This is a genomic window from Microbacterium cremeum (assembly GCF_015277855.1).
GTDB classification, from domain to species: Bacteria; Actinomycetota; Actinomycetes; order Actinomycetales; family Microbacteriaceae; genus Microbacterium; species Microbacterium cremeum.
This window is the reverse complement of record NZ_CP063812.1, coordinates 1518307-1531535: the sequence shown is the minus strand read 5'-3', so window position 1 is coordinate 1531535 and position 13229 is coordinate 1518307. Positions and strand designations below refer to the sequence as shown.

The 13229-nt window shown below is 72.0% G+C and carries 11 protein-coding genes and 1 tRNA gene; 6 read left to right on the top strand and 6 right to left on the bottom strand.

The features are described 5' to 3' along the window. Positions 1 to 29: 29 nt before the first annotated feature. From IM778_RS06775 to IM778_RS06765, 3 genes are all read left to right on the top strand, one after another. The gene (locus tag IM778_RS06775) at positions 30 to 257 is read left to right on the top strand and encodes a hypothetical protein (RefSeq protein ID WP_194411271.1); all 228 of its coding nucleotides are present in this window, start codon (positions 30 to 32) and stop codon (positions 255 to 257) included. A gap of 238 nt (positions 258 to 495) precedes the next feature. Further along, on the top strand, positions 496 to 1938 hold the full coding sequence (locus tag IM778_RS06770) for an HNH endonuclease signature motif containing protein (protein ID WP_194411270.1): 1443 nt from the start codon (positions 496 to 498) through the stop codon (positions 1936 to 1938). A 99-nt stretch (positions 1939 to 2037) separates the two neighbouring features. Then, positions 2038 to 3453 carry a maltokinase N-terminal cap-like domain-containing protein gene (locus tag IM778_RS06765; RefSeq protein ID WP_194411269.1) on the top strand — a complete coding sequence of 472 codons (1416 nt, stop codon included), beginning with the start codon at positions 2038 to 2040 and terminating at the stop codon, positions 3451 to 3453. 19 nt (positions 3454 to 3472) lie between these two features. Here the strand turns inward: IM778_RS06765 and IM778_RS06760 are convergent, their stop codons facing one another. Continuing rightward, a complete protein-coding gene (locus IM778_RS06760) occupies positions 3473 to 4753 on the bottom strand; it encodes a CDP-glycerol glycerophosphotransferase family protein (RefSeq protein ID WP_194411268.1) in 1281 nt (426 codons plus the stop codon). Between the two features lie 129 nt (positions 4754 to 4882). Between IM778_RS06760 and IM778_RS06755 the strand changes: the two genes are divergently transcribed. Continuing rightward, positions 4883 to 5908 carry a glycosyltransferase gene (locus IM778_RS06755; protein ID WP_194411267.1) on the top strand — a complete coding sequence of 342 codons (1026 nt, stop codon included), beginning with the start codon at positions 4883 to 4885 and terminating at the stop codon, positions 5906 to 5908. A 23-nt stretch (positions 5909 to 5931) separates the two neighbouring features. Here the strand turns inward: IM778_RS06755 and IM778_RS06750 are convergent, their stop codons facing one another. The 3 genes from IM778_RS06750 to IM778_RS06740 all read right to left on the bottom strand — a co-directional run bounded on the left by IM778_RS06750 (position 5932) and on the right by IM778_RS06740 (position 10370). Next, positions 5932 to 7383: a CDP-glycerol glycerophosphotransferase family protein gene (locus tag IM778_RS06750; protein ID WP_194411266.1), complete on the bottom strand. Its 1452-nt coding sequence runs from the start codon at positions 7381 to 7383 to the stop codon at positions 5932 to 5934. Continuing rightward, complete coding sequence (locus IM778_RS06745; RefSeq protein ID WP_194411265.1) at positions 7380 to 8678, bottom strand: CDP-glycerol glycerophosphotransferase family protein; 1299 nt, start codon at positions 8676 to 8678, stop codon at positions 7380 to 7382. The genes IM778_RS06750 and IM778_RS06745 overlap by 4 nt, the downstream gene beginning before the upstream one ends. A 63-nt stretch (positions 8679 to 8741) precedes the next feature. Next, on the bottom strand, positions 8742 to 10370 hold the full coding sequence (locus IM778_RS06740) for a S1C family serine protease (protein ID WP_194411264.1): 1629 nt from the start codon (positions 10368 to 10370) through the stop codon (positions 8742 to 8744). Between the two features lie 118 nt (positions 10371 to 10488). Here IM778_RS06740 and IM778_RS06735 point away from each other — a divergent pair, with 118 nt between their 5' ends. Next, positions 10489 to 11688, top strand: a complete 1200-nt coding sequence (locus tag IM778_RS06735) for an aminotransferase class I/II-fold pyridoxal phosphate-dependent enzyme (protein WP_194411263.1) — start codon at positions 10489 to 10491, stop codon at positions 11686 to 11688. A 7-nt stretch (positions 11689 to 11695) separates the two neighbouring features. On the opposite strand, the gene IM778_RS06730 is transcribed toward IM778_RS06735, so the two are convergent. Beyond that, the gene (locus IM778_RS06730) at positions 11696 to 12502 is read right to left on the bottom strand and encodes a carbon-nitrogen hydrolase family protein (RefSeq protein WP_194411262.1); all 807 of its coding nucleotides are present in this window, start codon (positions 12500 to 12502) and stop codon (positions 11696 to 11698) included. After that, the gene (locus IM778_RS06725) at positions 12499 to 13020 is read right to left on the bottom strand and encodes a DUF6328 family protein (RefSeq protein WP_194411261.1); all 522 of its coding nucleotides are present in this window, start codon (positions 13018 to 13020) and stop codon (positions 12499 to 12501) included. The genes IM778_RS06730 and IM778_RS06725 overlap by 4 nt, the downstream gene beginning before the upstream one ends. A 93-nt stretch (positions 13021 to 13113) precedes the next feature. Here IM778_RS06725 and IM778_RS06720 point away from each other — a divergent pair. After that, positions 13114 to 13187, top strand: a tRNA-Met gene (locus IM778_RS06720). The last annotated feature ends 42 nt before the right edge of the window (positions 13188 to 13229 follow it).

Below are 13229 nucleotides of genomic sequence, written 5' to 3'. Positions count from 1 at the left end.
GACGCGCGCGGCGGGGCGACAATGGACCCATGGGTCTGTTCGTCCAGCGTCCTGAAGAGCCTGCCGAGTGGGCAGGGATCCCGTCCGAGCCGGCGCGCCCCGAGACCGCGGCAGAGCGTCTGGCGGATGCCGCGGCCGCCGATCTCGGTCTGCTGGGGAGCGGCGACCTCGGAGGTGGCGCCGTCGAGTCGATCGTCATCCCCGTGGCTCCGGTCGTCGAGATCGTGGAGTCGCAGGAGTCTCCCACGGGCGAGTAGTGGCCCGGTCTGGCGCCGTCGTGGGCACGCCTCGAATCTTCGAACATTTGCTCTTGTGTTCGCACCGATGCTCGCTGTAGAGTCTGGATCAGAGATTCGATGAGTGAGTGAGGCTCGGCCGTTCCGGACGAGTCGGTGGGCAGGATTGTCGCGGCGGAAGGCCGCAGCGTGAGGGTGGGAAGCGACCGCGATTCGCGGGGAGTCTCGAGTCCGCGTCCCCTCTTCGTCTGTGAGTCTCATGCCTGCCGATCCTGCGTTCGACCCGACGTCCGCTTTCGCGGCTGCGGGCCGGCTGGTGGACGGGTTCGAGACGGGGCGGCGCGCCCGTGCAGCGGCCGATGCTGCCGAGATCCGGTTGCTGGCGGATGCCGCAGCCGCGGTGTCCACGCCGGCCCACGCGAGTATCGAGCATCGGCGCCGGTCCGAACTGGCGCGGCGGGCGCTGGTGTCCGACCTCGCGACGTCGAGCCGGGTGTCGGAGCGGACGATCATCCGGCTGCTGTCGGAGTCGGCCGATCTGTGTGCGCGATTCGCGCCGGCGGTCGAGGCATTGGAGCGCGGCGACCTCTCGCGCCAGCACCTCGCGGTGATCCACGACATCGGAGACCCGATCGACGACGATCAAGCCCGCGACCGGTTCGTGAGGATCGCCGTGGACCGCGCGGCCACGCTCACGCCGGGAAGGCTCGCGCCGGTACTGAAGGTGATCGCCGAGCGATTCGTGGAGCGGTCCCTCGAGGAGCGACACGCCGCCGCGGTCGCGCGTCGCGACGTCCGTGTGATCGACCAGGCGGACGGCCTCGCGACCCTCGAGCTCACCCACGAGGCCGCCTTGATCCACGGCATCCATGACCGGCTCACCGCGCAAGCCCACTCGGTCGTCGCAGCGCGAGTCCCCGGCACCGGCACAGACGCCGACGCAGACACAGGCACCGACACCGAGGCCGACACCGCCACCGAGTTCGGCACGAGCGGCGAGACCGAGGGCGCCGAGACAGAGGGCGCCGAGCCCGTGGACGAACGGACGATGGATCAGCTGCGCGCCGACATCGCCACCGACCTGCTCCTGACCGCCGGTCCCGACGACTGCGTCGCCGGCACCGGACTGGACGCCATCCGCGCCACCGTGCAGGTCACGGTGCCCGTGCTCACGATGACCGGCGCCTCCACCGAACCCGCACTCCTGGCCGGCTACGGCCCCATCGACACCGAGACCGCTCGGGCGCTCGCGGCGGGCGCACCCGGGTGGGAACGCGTCATGACCTCCCCCGTCACCGGCGCGGTCCTCTGTGTCGACCGCTACCGCCCGGGCCCCGCCCTCGACCGGTTCCTCGCCGCCCGCGACGAGCGATGCCGGTTCCCCGGCTGCCGGATGCCGGTCTGGCGATGCGACGTGGATCACACTGTCGGTGCGGCCCAAGGCGGCCCCACCCACCACGCGAACCTCGCGCACCTCTGCCGACGTCACCACGTGCTCAAAACCGTCGAGGCGTGGACGGTCGCGCAGACCGCTCCCGGTGTCCTGGTGTGGACGAGCACCTCAGGCCGAAAGCACACCGACCGTCCCGATCCGGTCGTTCGATTCCTCACCGACCCCGAGATCCTCGATCGGCGCCGAGTCATGAAGGAACCGTGGCTGTTCGCCCCCGAAGACCCTCCCGGCACCAGCCCGCCCTTCTGAGGGGGCGAGTCTGCGGCACCGTGCGAGGGCGCGTCACAATGCAAGCGCTTGCAGTCCGATGCTCGACAGGCGCCGAGCCACGGGCATAACCTCACATGTATGGACAGCACCCTGGCGTGCCTGGCGGCGTGGATGCCGCGGCAGCGGTGGTACGCCGCGAAGGCGCGCCCACCGAGCCTGCGCCTCGTGTCGTGGTGGGAGCTGCCGCCCCCGACGGACGCCGACACGGCGGCCGACGAAGCTGCCGGCCCGTCGGCGAATTCCGATGCGCGCATACGCACCTACCTGGTCGCCGACGAAGGCTCCCTGCCGGCGGTGCTCTACCAGATCCCCGTCGTCGCGCGCGCGACCGAGACGGTCACCGCCGACCCCGACCATGTCATCGGCAGCCCGGAGCCCGGAACGACGTTCATCGACGGTCCGTTCGACCCCGCCTATGCGAGCGCGCTCCTGCGGCTGGTCGCGGGCGGCGGCACGGCGCAGGGGCCGCAGACCCGGGTCGCCGGTCATCCGGCCGCCGGCGCAGCGCCGGGCGACGTGGCGACCTCCCGTGTCGTCACGGGCGAGCAGTCCAACACCTCGCTGATCTACGAGGGCGGCGGAATGCCGGTCATCTGCAAGGTGTATCGGCAGGTGCATCCCGGACTCAATCCTGACATCGAGCTGCAGCTCGCCCTGGCTGAGGCGGGCTCGTCGCGCGTGCCGGAGCCGGTGGGGTGGGTGGAGGGCATCTGGCCGGATCTCGAGACCACCCACGGCTCAGTCCGCGGTTCGCTCGCGTTCGCGCAGCAGTTCCTCCCGGATGTCGAGGACGCGTGGCGTGTCGCCCTCCTCGCCGCAGCGCGCGGCGACGATTTCCGCGCCCAGGCTCGCGCGCTCGGAAGCGCCACCGCCGACGTGCATCTGGCGCTGGCCGGGTGCTTCCCCACACGCGCCGCCACCACGCACGACCGTGAAGCCACGGCGTCGACGTGGGCTCGCCGCCTGGCGATCGCGATGGCCGAGGTGCCCGAGATCTCGGAGCGGCGGGCCGCCGCCGAGGCGGTGTACCGGCGCGCGCTGGAGGTCTCGTGGCCGCCGCTGCAGCGCATCCACGGCGACTACCACCTCGGCCAGGTCATCCAGGCTCCCGGCCGCGGCTGGGTGCTGCTCGACTTCGAGGGTGAACCGCTGCGGCCCATGATCGAGCGGACGCAGCCCGACCTGGCCCTGCGCGACGTGGCCGGCATGCTGCGGTCGTTCGACTACGTGACGGGCTCGCTGCGCCTCGATGATCCCGACCGCTCCCCCGGGGCGGTTCGCAGCTGGGCACGCGACGCCCGCCAGGCGTTCGTCGAGGGATACGCCGACGTCTCCGGCGGCGACCTCGATCCGAGGCATCCGCTGCTGGCCGCCCTCGAACTCGACAAGGCCGTGTACGAGGCGATCTACGAGTCCCGCAACCGCCCCACCTGGGTGTCGATCCCGCTCGCCGCCATCTCGCGCCTGGTCGAGCGGCCCGCGGCGGTCGCCTGAGCTGCGCGCGGCGCGAGCGTCACGACTCGTCGTCGAGGTCGGCCTCTTCTTCGGGCTCCTCCTCGGCCTCGCCCTGAGACGTGCGCGCATACCACTCGTCCCATTCGCGCATGAGGCGCTCGATCGCGGCGTGGAAACGGGCCGTCGCCGCTCCGGGCGACGTGTCGCCGAAGTAGTGCGACACCCAGCGTTCGAGACGCGCGACGGCTTCCGGGTCGCCGAGCACGCGGTCGGTCTCGGCGACGATGTCGGGGGCCGACGACGCGTCGAGCCATTCGCACGCCGACAGGTACCCGTGGGTGTCGATCGCCGCCGCCGGGTCGGCCGGCCGCGTGATCAGGAGCGGCCTGTCGGCCGCGAGCCGGTCGTAGACCATCGCCGAGATGTCGACGATCGCGACATCCGCCGCCGACAGCTGCCAGCCGAGGTCCGGCGCGTGATCGTACACGTGCCGCGCGGCCGGATCCGCGGCGTTGGCCGCAGCGATCGCCGCGATGATGCGCCGGTTGGCGGCGCCGTACTCCGCGTCGACCACTCCCGACCGCGGGTGCGGCCGGTAGATCACGCGATGGCGGCCGGTCGCGAGCAGCGCCGACACGAGTGCCTCGCCGTGCGACGCCACCGAGCCGTAATGCGCGGACGGGCGGTCGCCCTCCCAGGTGGGCGCGTACAGCACGACCGTGCGATCGTCGGGCGGGTAGGGCAGCGTTCCCGAGTAGTGGTCCGCTTGCGGACGCCCGATCGGGATCGTCCGGTGATCGATGTCGTAGTCCCACAGCACCCGAGAAAGGCGCTCGCGCGCCGCGTCCCCGGCGACCAGGGCGTAGTCGTACGCCTTGTACTGGTTCGTGGTCATGTACATCTTGTCGGACTCGCCGTGGTTGATGAACACGTGCCAGCGGCGGCCGTAGCGGAACATCTGGAAGTTCCGCGTGTTCTGGTTCACGTACAGCACCACACGGATGTCCTGCGTCGCGATGAAGCGCTCGAGGTCGCGCACGGTGGGCACGAACGCGACCGGCGGCGCCTCCTCGGCGAGGAGTGCGCGGGCACCCGTCGCGGCGCGGCTCAGAACGACGACCGGCCAGGTCTTGGACAGTTCGGCGAGCGGCTTGTACCACTGCCGCATCTGGTACATGTTGACGTCACCGTCGGCGAAGTACACGGCGACGCGGTAGTGGAACGACGGATGCGGCGGGCGCTGCGCGAGCGCGCGCCGCACCTCGATGACGGCCGAGCGGTTGAGCACGGCTCTGCGGACGAGCGCGACCGCCTTCTTGGCATCCGAGACGAGACCCACCCGTCCAGCCTAACCGGGTCCTCAGCGGGCTCTCGGGGGCGTACATGACATGATCGACGCGTGCATGTCGAGCAACACGGGCGCAAGGACGCTCCAGCCGTCCCCCCAGATGCCGGCGTGAGCTTCGTCATGCCTGTCCTCAACGAGCACGGCTACCTGCGCCGAGCCGTCGAGACGGTTCTCGCGCAGGACGTCGACGGACCGACCGAGCTCATCCTCGCACTCGGACCCTCGACCGATGGCACGAGCGAGCTGGCGCGAGAGCTCGCCCGCACCGATGAGCGCCTCGTCCTGGTCGACAACCCGGCGGCCGACATCCCGGTCGGCCTCAACCTGGCGATCCGGACCGCGCGCCACCCCACCATCGTGCGGGTCGACGCCCACTCCGAGCTCGACCCCTCGTACACGCGCCGCGCCCTCGCGACGCTCGATCGCGTGCGCGCGGCCAACGTGGGCGGCGTCATGCGCGCCGAGGGCCGCACGCCCTTCCAGCGGGCGGTCGCGCGCGCCTACAACTCCCCCATCGGCCTCGGAGGAGGCGCCTATCACGGCGGCACGCAGGAGGGTGAGGCCGAGTCGGCGTACCTCGGCGTGATGCGCCGCGCGGTCCTGGACGAGGTGGGATTGTTCGACGAGACGATCCGCCGCGGCGAGGACTGGGAGCTGAACCTGCGCATCCGTCGCGCCGGGTACCTCGTGTGGTTCGACCCGACGCTCGATGTCACCTACTGGCCGCGCGAGAGCTGGACGCGCCTGGTGCGGCAGTTCTCGGCGACCGGCCGGTGGCGCGGCGAGCTCGTGCGCCGGTTCGGGCGCGGCAACTCGCTGCGCTTCTTCGCGCCGCCCGCGCTCGTGCTCGCCATCGCCGCGTCGATCATCGTCGGAGTGCTGCAGCTGGCCGGTGTGCTGCAGGGCTGGTGGGCGGTCGCGGCATCCGTCGTCTACGTGCCGGTGCTCGCCTACGCGGTGCTCGTCATCGGGGTCGCGATCGGGCGGGGCGGCGGCCACGGATGGCGAGACAAGCTGTGGACCGCCGCGGTGCTGCCCACGATGCACCTCGCGTGGGGCTGGGGGTTCCTGGTCGGTGTCGTCCGCGGCGCGCACGACACCGTCGACACCTCGCGGCTCGGCAGCCGCAACACGCCGCTGCCGTAGCCCGGGCACCACCGCCCCGCAGGTCAGCCGGCGCCGACGAAGCCCTGGTCGAGGAGGCGTGCGACCACGCGCTCGGCGGCGCGCCCGTCGTCGCGCGCGTTGAACCTCGCGCGCCAGGCCGCGTACTTCGCGGCGTGGGCGTCGGGATCGGGCTCGGCGATCGCGCGCACCAGCTCCTGCTCCGACCGCACCACCGGACCCGGCGCGTGCGCGGCCAGATCGAAGTAGAAGCCGCGCAGCTCGCCGCGGAAATGCTCCATGTCGGGCACCAGGAAGTACATCGGCTTGCCGGTCACCGAGAAGTCGAACATGACCGACGAGTAGTCGGTGATGAGGGCGTCGGCGACCAGCAGCAGCTGCGACGTGTCGGGGAAGCCGGTGACGTCGATGACGCGGGGGCCCTCGGCGTCCTTCCCCGGAAGCAGGGTCCGCGAGTGCCCGCGCACGAGCACGACCGAGTCGGTCGCGGCCGCCAGCCGCACCGGGTCGACGAAGTCGACGATCTGGTCCCGGTCGTCGCGCCACGTCGGCGCGTACAGCAGCACGCGCTCCCCCGGACGGATGCCGAGCGCGTGCCGTGTGGCCGTGCCGTCGCCGGTCGTGAGCACGTCGTTGCGCGGATACCCCTCGACCCAGATCGGCCGGGTGAGGAACGCGTAGGCCTTGCCGAGGATCGTCGCGGCGTACGGGTTCTGGGCGAGGAGGATGTTCCACCGGCGCGACTCGCGGATGACGGCGACCGCGCGGCGCGGATCGAAACCCGGCCGGTGCAGCGCGAGGCGCTTGAGCGGCGTGCCGTGCCACGTCTGCAGCACGACCTGCCCGCGGCGCCGCACGAATCGACGCCGAAGCCAGTCGTTCACGACCAGCAGCCGGGCCGCCCCCCGGGCGCGCCACCACTCCGGGCTGCCCTCGACCACCGGGACGGCACCCTCGGGCACCGCGACCGACAGGTCGACCACGCTCCAGTAGCGCGTCACTCCCGGGAGACGCCGCGACAGCTCCCGATCGATCGCAAGCGGGTTGCAGCTGGCGTTGCGGCCGTAGAAGCTCTCGAAGAACACCGCGTTCTCGAATCCCGTCGGCCGCGTCGCGTATCGCCGCTCGAGCGCGTCCTGGCCCTCCCCCGAGTCGTACGCAGGGTCCATCGGCGGACCGATGACCAGGGTCCAGCCGTCCAGCTGTGCGCGCAGTGTGCCCAGCTGCGTCAGCGGAATGGCGTCGGGCGGACGGATGCCACGCGCCTCGGCCTCCGCGATGCGCACCTCGTACGACCCGCTGGGAAGCGGAAGGTCCGGCCCGCCCCAGCGGGCGGCGCGCAGCGGCACGACGGCGCGCCACGTCTTGCCCCGGCCGGTGAGCGTCGCCGTGCTGCGGGCACGCGGACCGACGACTTCGACCGAAGCGGGACGCTCGCCGGAGCCGCTGAGTACCAGCGCTGCTCCCCCGTCGGTCGTCAAGCGCGCCTCGGTCATCGGTCTCCTTCCGTCGGGCGTGCGGCCCCTTGCGGCCCGGGCGCGTGGTCGTGCAGTCCGGCCAGGATCGCACGGTACACCCTCTCGGCGTTGCGACCGTCGCGATAGGCGTGGACACGCTCGCTCAGCGCTCGCGCGCGGGCCACGCGGCGCTCGCGCACGGCGGCGTCGCCGAGGAGGGCGTCCAGCTGCGCGGCCGCGTCGTCCCAGTCGGCGGCCCAGTCGTCGCCGGCGACGTCTTCGTAGCGTCCGTAGAACCCGCGGCGCCGGGAGTACTCGGTCACGTCGGGAGCGAGGAAGACGACGGGAAGGGGTACCAGCGCCGCGTCGAACGCGAGCGAGGAGAAGTCGGTCACGAGCGCGTCGAGCGCGGGCAGGAGCGGAGTCACGTCGGGCGCGACGTCGCTGCCGAGCTCTTGGATGCGGTCCGTCGGGAGCGGGGGCACGTACTCGCCGGCCCCGAGCGGATGCGAGCGCACGAGCATCGTCGCCCCGTGCCGGGTGAGCACCTCGAGGATCCTTCGCCATTCGCCGTCGCTCGGCACGGCGGGGTCGGCTGCTCCGTCGCGCCAGGTCGGCGCGTAGAGCACGATCCGGCTCGACGGGTCCAGGCGCGGCACCGCCTCGCTCAGCGCCGAACGCGCGGCGGAGCGACGATCCGCACCCGTTCCCGACGACAGCACGTCCACGCGCGGCTCGCCCGTCACCGGGACGCGCGAATCGGCGAGCGCGAACGCCGACTCGAGGCGGCCGCGCACGAGGTGCGACGCGGCCGGCAGCAGCCGGATCCGGCGTGCCGCGGAGCGGAACATGGTGCGCAGGAGCGCGCGCACCGGCCGCGCGAGCGGCGTGCGCGCGAGCGCTGCAGGCACGCGCAGCGTCTCGGGCGAATCGAGCCCGATCCGCTTGAGTGGGATCCCGTGCCACAGCTGCACCACGAAGGCGCCCGACACGGCGTAGCGGTTGACGTCTCCGAAGCCATGGGTGACGACGACCACCCGCGCACGCGCGGTGCGCCACAGCCCGCGCACGGATCGCTTCGGAACCGTCGGGATGCCGCGTGCGGCGGCATCCTTCGCCTCTCGCGCCGAGCCGGTCAGCCACACCGCCGGGCGTCCGTCGGCGGCGGCCTCGTGCCACAGCGCCAGTGCGCCGTCGCCGATGCCGACGGCGCAGCCGAACACCCACTCGTCGGACGACCGCGGCACGATCGCCGTCAGCAGACGCCCCAGTGCGTACAGCGGGATGGTCGCGAGCTTCTTCGCATTTCCCGCGCCGAACGAGAAGGACGCCACCCCGCGAGCCTACCGTCCGCGTTGCGGAGGTGCTCGCAGGGTGGCGTCCTGCGCGATGGCGGGTTACTGCTCGAGCGCCCCCAGGGTCACCTCGAGGGTGCGGGTCTTGCCGTCCCGGACGTAGGTGACCTCGGCCTCGCTGCCCGCGGCGACCGCGCGCACCTGTGCGGTGAGGTCGGTCGCGTCGGTGATCGGCACGCCGTTGAAGGCGGTCACGATGTCGCCGGCCCGCAGGCCCGCCGCCTCTGCCGGACCACCCTCGGTGACCTGGTCGAGGTAGGCGCCCGAGATCGTGGCGTCCTCGACGGACGCCGCAGGCATCACCATCGCGCCGAGCAGACCGTGCGTCGCCTCGCCGTTCTCGATGATCTCGCCGGTGACGCGTTCGACGACCTCGGACGGGATCGAGAAGCCCACGCCGATCGATCCGGACCCGTCGCTCGAGCCGCCGGCCGTCGCGATCGCGACGTTGATGCCGATGAGCTTGCCCTCCGAGTCGACCAGCGCACCGCCCGAGTTGCCGGGGTTGATCGCGGCATCGGTCTGGATCACGGCGATCGAGATGGTCTCAGTGGGCGTCCGCTGCTGCGGGCCCTGGCCGAAGTCGAAGCGGAACGGACCGCCCTCGCCGTTCTCGCCCTCCTCCTCCTGCGGCTGCTGGTCCTCGCCGCCGGTGTCGGGGACGGCCGACGACGCGATCTGGATGGAGCGGTTCAGTGCGCTCACGATGCCGGTGGTGACGGTGTTGGCAAGGCCCAGCGGAGCCCCCACCGCGATCGTCTCGTCGCCGACGTTCAGCTTGCCCGAGTCGCCGAACTCGATCGGGGTCAGACCCTCGGCGCCCTTCAGCTTGATGACCGCGAGGTCGTACATCGGGTCGAGGCCGACCACCTCGGCGTCGTAGACGCGGCCGTCCGACGTGGTGACGCGGATCGTGGCGTCGCCGGTCGCACCGTCGAGGGTCACGACGTGGGTGTTCGTCACGACGTAGCCGTCCTCGGTCAGCACGACACCGGATCCGGTGCCGCCGCCGGCATTGCTGGTCGCCGCGATCGTGACGACGCTCGGCACCACCTTGGCGGCGATCGCCGTGGTCTGGTTGACCGAGTCGGTGTCGTTGACGGTCACCGTGTTCGGCCCCGCGGCCGGGGCGGTGCTCTCGGACGCGAACCAGTTCAGACCCGCGTAGGTTCCGCCCAGCCCCGCGGCGCCGCCCACGATGGCGGCGGCGACCATGAGGCCCACGACCTTCCCGGCGCCCGAGGGCTTCTTCGGGGCGTTCGTCGGCGCGGGCGCCGTGACCTGCGGCGCACCGCTGATCGGGGCCGTGGGCTGAGTCTCGGCGGCGGCAGCTCCGAACGCAGCCCCCGGCGCGGTCGCGTGGTGCGGCGGCACGCCGTGCGTCTGGCCCGCGTAGGAGTTCGGGTGGCTCGCGGGCTGACCCGCGTACCCCTGCGGCCGGGCATAGGCCTGCGGACCGGCAGGGTATCCGGCGGGGTATCCGGCGGGGGGCTGGAACGTCGCCGCGGGAGCCGCGGGAGTCGTGGGGGTCGCCGCGGGAGTCGCCGGAGTCGCGGGAGTCGCGGGAGTCGCGGGGGTCGCCGCAGGAGTCGCGGGGGTCGCCGGCACCGGCGGAACCGGCGGTACGTCGGGTGTCTGGTCTTCGGGGCGCTCGCCCTGGGTGTCGGTCATGATTGCTCCTTCTGCCAAGCACTCACCACATTGCCCACCGATGCTGTGCGTTTCTTATGTCGTGAATGGGACTCGCCTATGCAATGGACCTGAACGAGCCGGAGTACCGTGAAGCGCTATGCGACCGATCTCTGGAGCGTGGCACCGCACCGCCGCCGGCGCCGGACTCGTCGGTGCCGACGGATCCATCCGTCCCACCATCTTCGCCGAGATGTCGGCCCTCGCGGCGCGAACCGGCGCGATCAACCTCGGGCAGGGTTTTCCCGATGAGGACGGTCCGGCCGAGGTGCTCGACGCCGCGCGCGCCGCGATCGCGAACGGCGCCAATCAGTACCCGCCGGGTCGCGGCATCCCGGATCTGCTTCTCGCCGTCGCCGAGCACCAGGAGCGCTTCTACGGCCTCCGCATCGATCCGGCCCGCGAGGCTCTCGTGACCGCGGGCGCGACCGAGGCGCTGGCGGCGACGCTGCTGGCCCTCCTCGATGGGGCGGACGACGAGGTCGTGGTGTTCGAGCCGCACTACGACGCGTACGCGGCCGTCGCCGCGCTCGCCGGCGCGCGGCTGGTCACGGTGCCGCTGCGCTGGCCGGACTTCCAGCCCGACCTCGACGAGCTGCGTGCCGCCGTGACGGACCGCACGCGCGTCATCCTCGTCAACGACCCGCACAACCCGACCGGTGCCGTCTTCGGCGCCGAGGTGCGCGACGAGTTGGTACGCCTCGCCGAGCGTCACGACGCGGTCCTGGTCACCGACGAGGTGTACGAGCACCTCGTGTTCGCCGAGCGCCACGTTCCCCTCGCGACGCTCCCCGGCGCCTGGGAGCGCACGCTCACGATCTCGTCCGGGGGCAAGACCTTCTCCACCACCGGGTGGAAGATCGGGTGGGTCACCGGCCCGGCGCCGCTCGTGGACGCGGTGCTGGCGGTCAAGCAGTTCCTCACGTACGTCAACGGCAGCCCTTTCCAGCCCGCGATCGCGACGGGGCTGCGCCTGGGCGACGAGTTCTTCCACACCATCGCCGGCACGCTGCGCGCCAAGCGCGACCTGCTGGGCGCCGGCCTGCGCGCGGCAGGGTTCGACGTGTCGACTCCCGCCGGCTCGTACTTCACGGTGGCCGACGCCGCGGCGCTGGGGGCGACGGATGCCGCGGCCTTCTGCCGCGAGCTCCCCGAGCGCGCGGGGGTCGTCGCGATCCCGCTCACCGCGTTCACCACCGACGCGCGCCGCACCGAGTACGCCACGCTCGTGCGATTCGCCGCCTGCAAGCGGGAAGACGTCCTCGAGGAGGCGGCGGCCCGCCTCGCCGCGCTCGCCTGACGCCGCGTCAGGACTCGCGCACGACGACGCCGAGACGCCGAAGGCGCAGTGACGGGTTCACGCGCCGAACACGCTCGAGGGCGCCGATGTCGAGGTGGGCGACCGCGACGTCGGTCGCGGTGCCGACCGCCGCGAGCTCGACGCCCTGCGGATCGACCACGAGCGAGTGCCCCACGCCCAGCGGAGGCGGGTGATCCGCAGCCGCCACGAACACGGTGTTCTCGATCGCGCGCGCGTGCAGCAGCGTTCGCCAGTGGTGCTCCTTCAGCGGTCCGCGCACCCACTCGGCCGGCACGAGGAAGACGTCGGCTCCGGCATCGACGAGGAGGCGCCCGACCTCGGGGAACCGCACGTCGTAGCAGGTCATGAGCCCGAACGTCAGACCGCCGTGCTCGAACGTCTGCGGGGGTGCGAGCTCGCCGGGCTGCACCCAGTCCGACTCGCGCTGGCCGAACGCGTCGTACAGATGCAGCTTGCGATAGTGCGCGAGCAGCCCGTCGGCCGACACCGCCACCACGGTGTTGCGGATCCGCCGGTCGTCGCCGCTCTCGAGCAGTCCCGCCACCACCACGACGTCATGCCGCCTCGCGATCTGCGAGAGCGACTGCACGAACGGCCCGTCGAGGGGTTGCGCGTTCTGAGCGAGGGACGCGTCGAAGGGGTCGACGAAGTAGCTCGAGTACTCGGGGAAGACGATGACGCGCGCGCCGCGGGAGGATGCCGTCGCCACGAGCTCGGCGATCGCCTCCAGGTTCGCCGCGGTGTCGGCGGTCGGCGCGAACTGCGCGACTCCGATCGCGAGTGTCTCGGTCATCGCGGTGCTCCCCCGTTCGCTCGCAGGCGTGCACGGATGATCGCCGGCACGATGAGCCACAGTACGACGATCAGCATCGCGAGCGCGAGCAGCACCCACCAGACGGTCGCGCCGCCCACCACGACGTCGAAAACGAAGGCGACGACGCCAACGACCAGCAACGAGACGGTCAGCAGTGCGATGACGAGTGCGACGTGACCGAACCGCACGACCTCGGGCTTCGCACCCTGCTGGAACAGGCGGCGGTGCAGTGCGACCGGGGCGAGCGCCACGATCGAGCTCAACGCCGCCAGCACGACCAGCGTCAGGTACGCGACCCGCTGCCCCGTCGACAGGTCGGAGAACGCGGGCTGGAAGGCGAGCGCGAGCAGGAAGCCGGTGAGGATCTGCGTGCCGGTCTGGAGCACTCGCAGCTCTTGGAGCACCTCATTCCAGTTCCGGTCCGCGCGCTCCTGCGGAGTCTCGTCGCGACCCTCGACGCGATCGTCCCGCGGTTCGCGCTCGCGGTCGGAAGACATGCGCTCATCCTCCCCTCCGACACGCGAGCGGAGCAAGCGGGGGCGGCTCAGGTCGAGACCCCTCCGAAAGCGTGCTAGGCTAAGTTCTCGTGCCGCGGGGTGGAGCAGCTCGGTAGCTCGCTGGGCTCATAACCCAGAGGTCGCAGGTTCAAATCCTGTCCCCGCAACAGAAGAACGAAGAAGAGGGCGTCCCGGAAGGGGCGCCCTCT

Excerpts from the sequence above, each read along its gene's own strand:
- IM778_RS06725 (WP_194411261.1), bottom strand. The coding sequence starts at position 13,020 with ATGTCTTCCGACCGCGAGCGCGAACCGCGGGACGATCGCGTCGAGGGT.
- IM778_RS06775 (WP_194411271.1), top strand. The coding sequence starts at position 30 with ATGGGTCTGTTCGTCCAGCGTCCTGAAGAGCCTGCCGAGTGGGCAGGG.
- IM778_RS06765 (WP_194411269.1), top strand. The coding sequence starts at position 2,038 with ATGGACAGCACCCTGGCGTGCCTGGCGGCGTGGATGCCGCGGCAGCGG.
- IM778_RS06730 (WP_194411262.1), bottom strand. The coding sequence starts at position 12,502 with ATGACCGAGACACTCGCGATCGGAGTCGCGCAGTTCGCGCCGACCGCC.
- IM778_RS06740 (WP_194411264.1), bottom strand. The coding sequence starts at position 10,370 with ATGACCGACACCCAGGGCGAGCGCCCCGAAGACCAGACACCCGACGTA.
- IM778_RS06755 (WP_194411267.1), top strand. The coding sequence starts at position 4,883 with ATGCCTGTCCTCAACGAGCACGGCTACCTGCGCCGAGCCGTCGAGACG.
- IM778_RS06750 (WP_194411266.1), bottom strand. The coding sequence starts at position 7,383 with ATGACCGAGGCGCGCTTGACGACCGACGGGGGAGCAGCGCTGGTACTC.
- IM778_RS06735 (WP_194411263.1), top strand. The coding sequence starts at position 10,489 with ATGCGACCGATCTCTGGAGCGTGGCACCGCACCGCCGCCGGCGCCGGA.
- IM778_RS06770 (WP_194411270.1), top strand. The coding sequence starts at position 496 with ATGCCTGCCGATCCTGCGTTCGACCCGACGTCCGCTTTCGCGGCTGCG.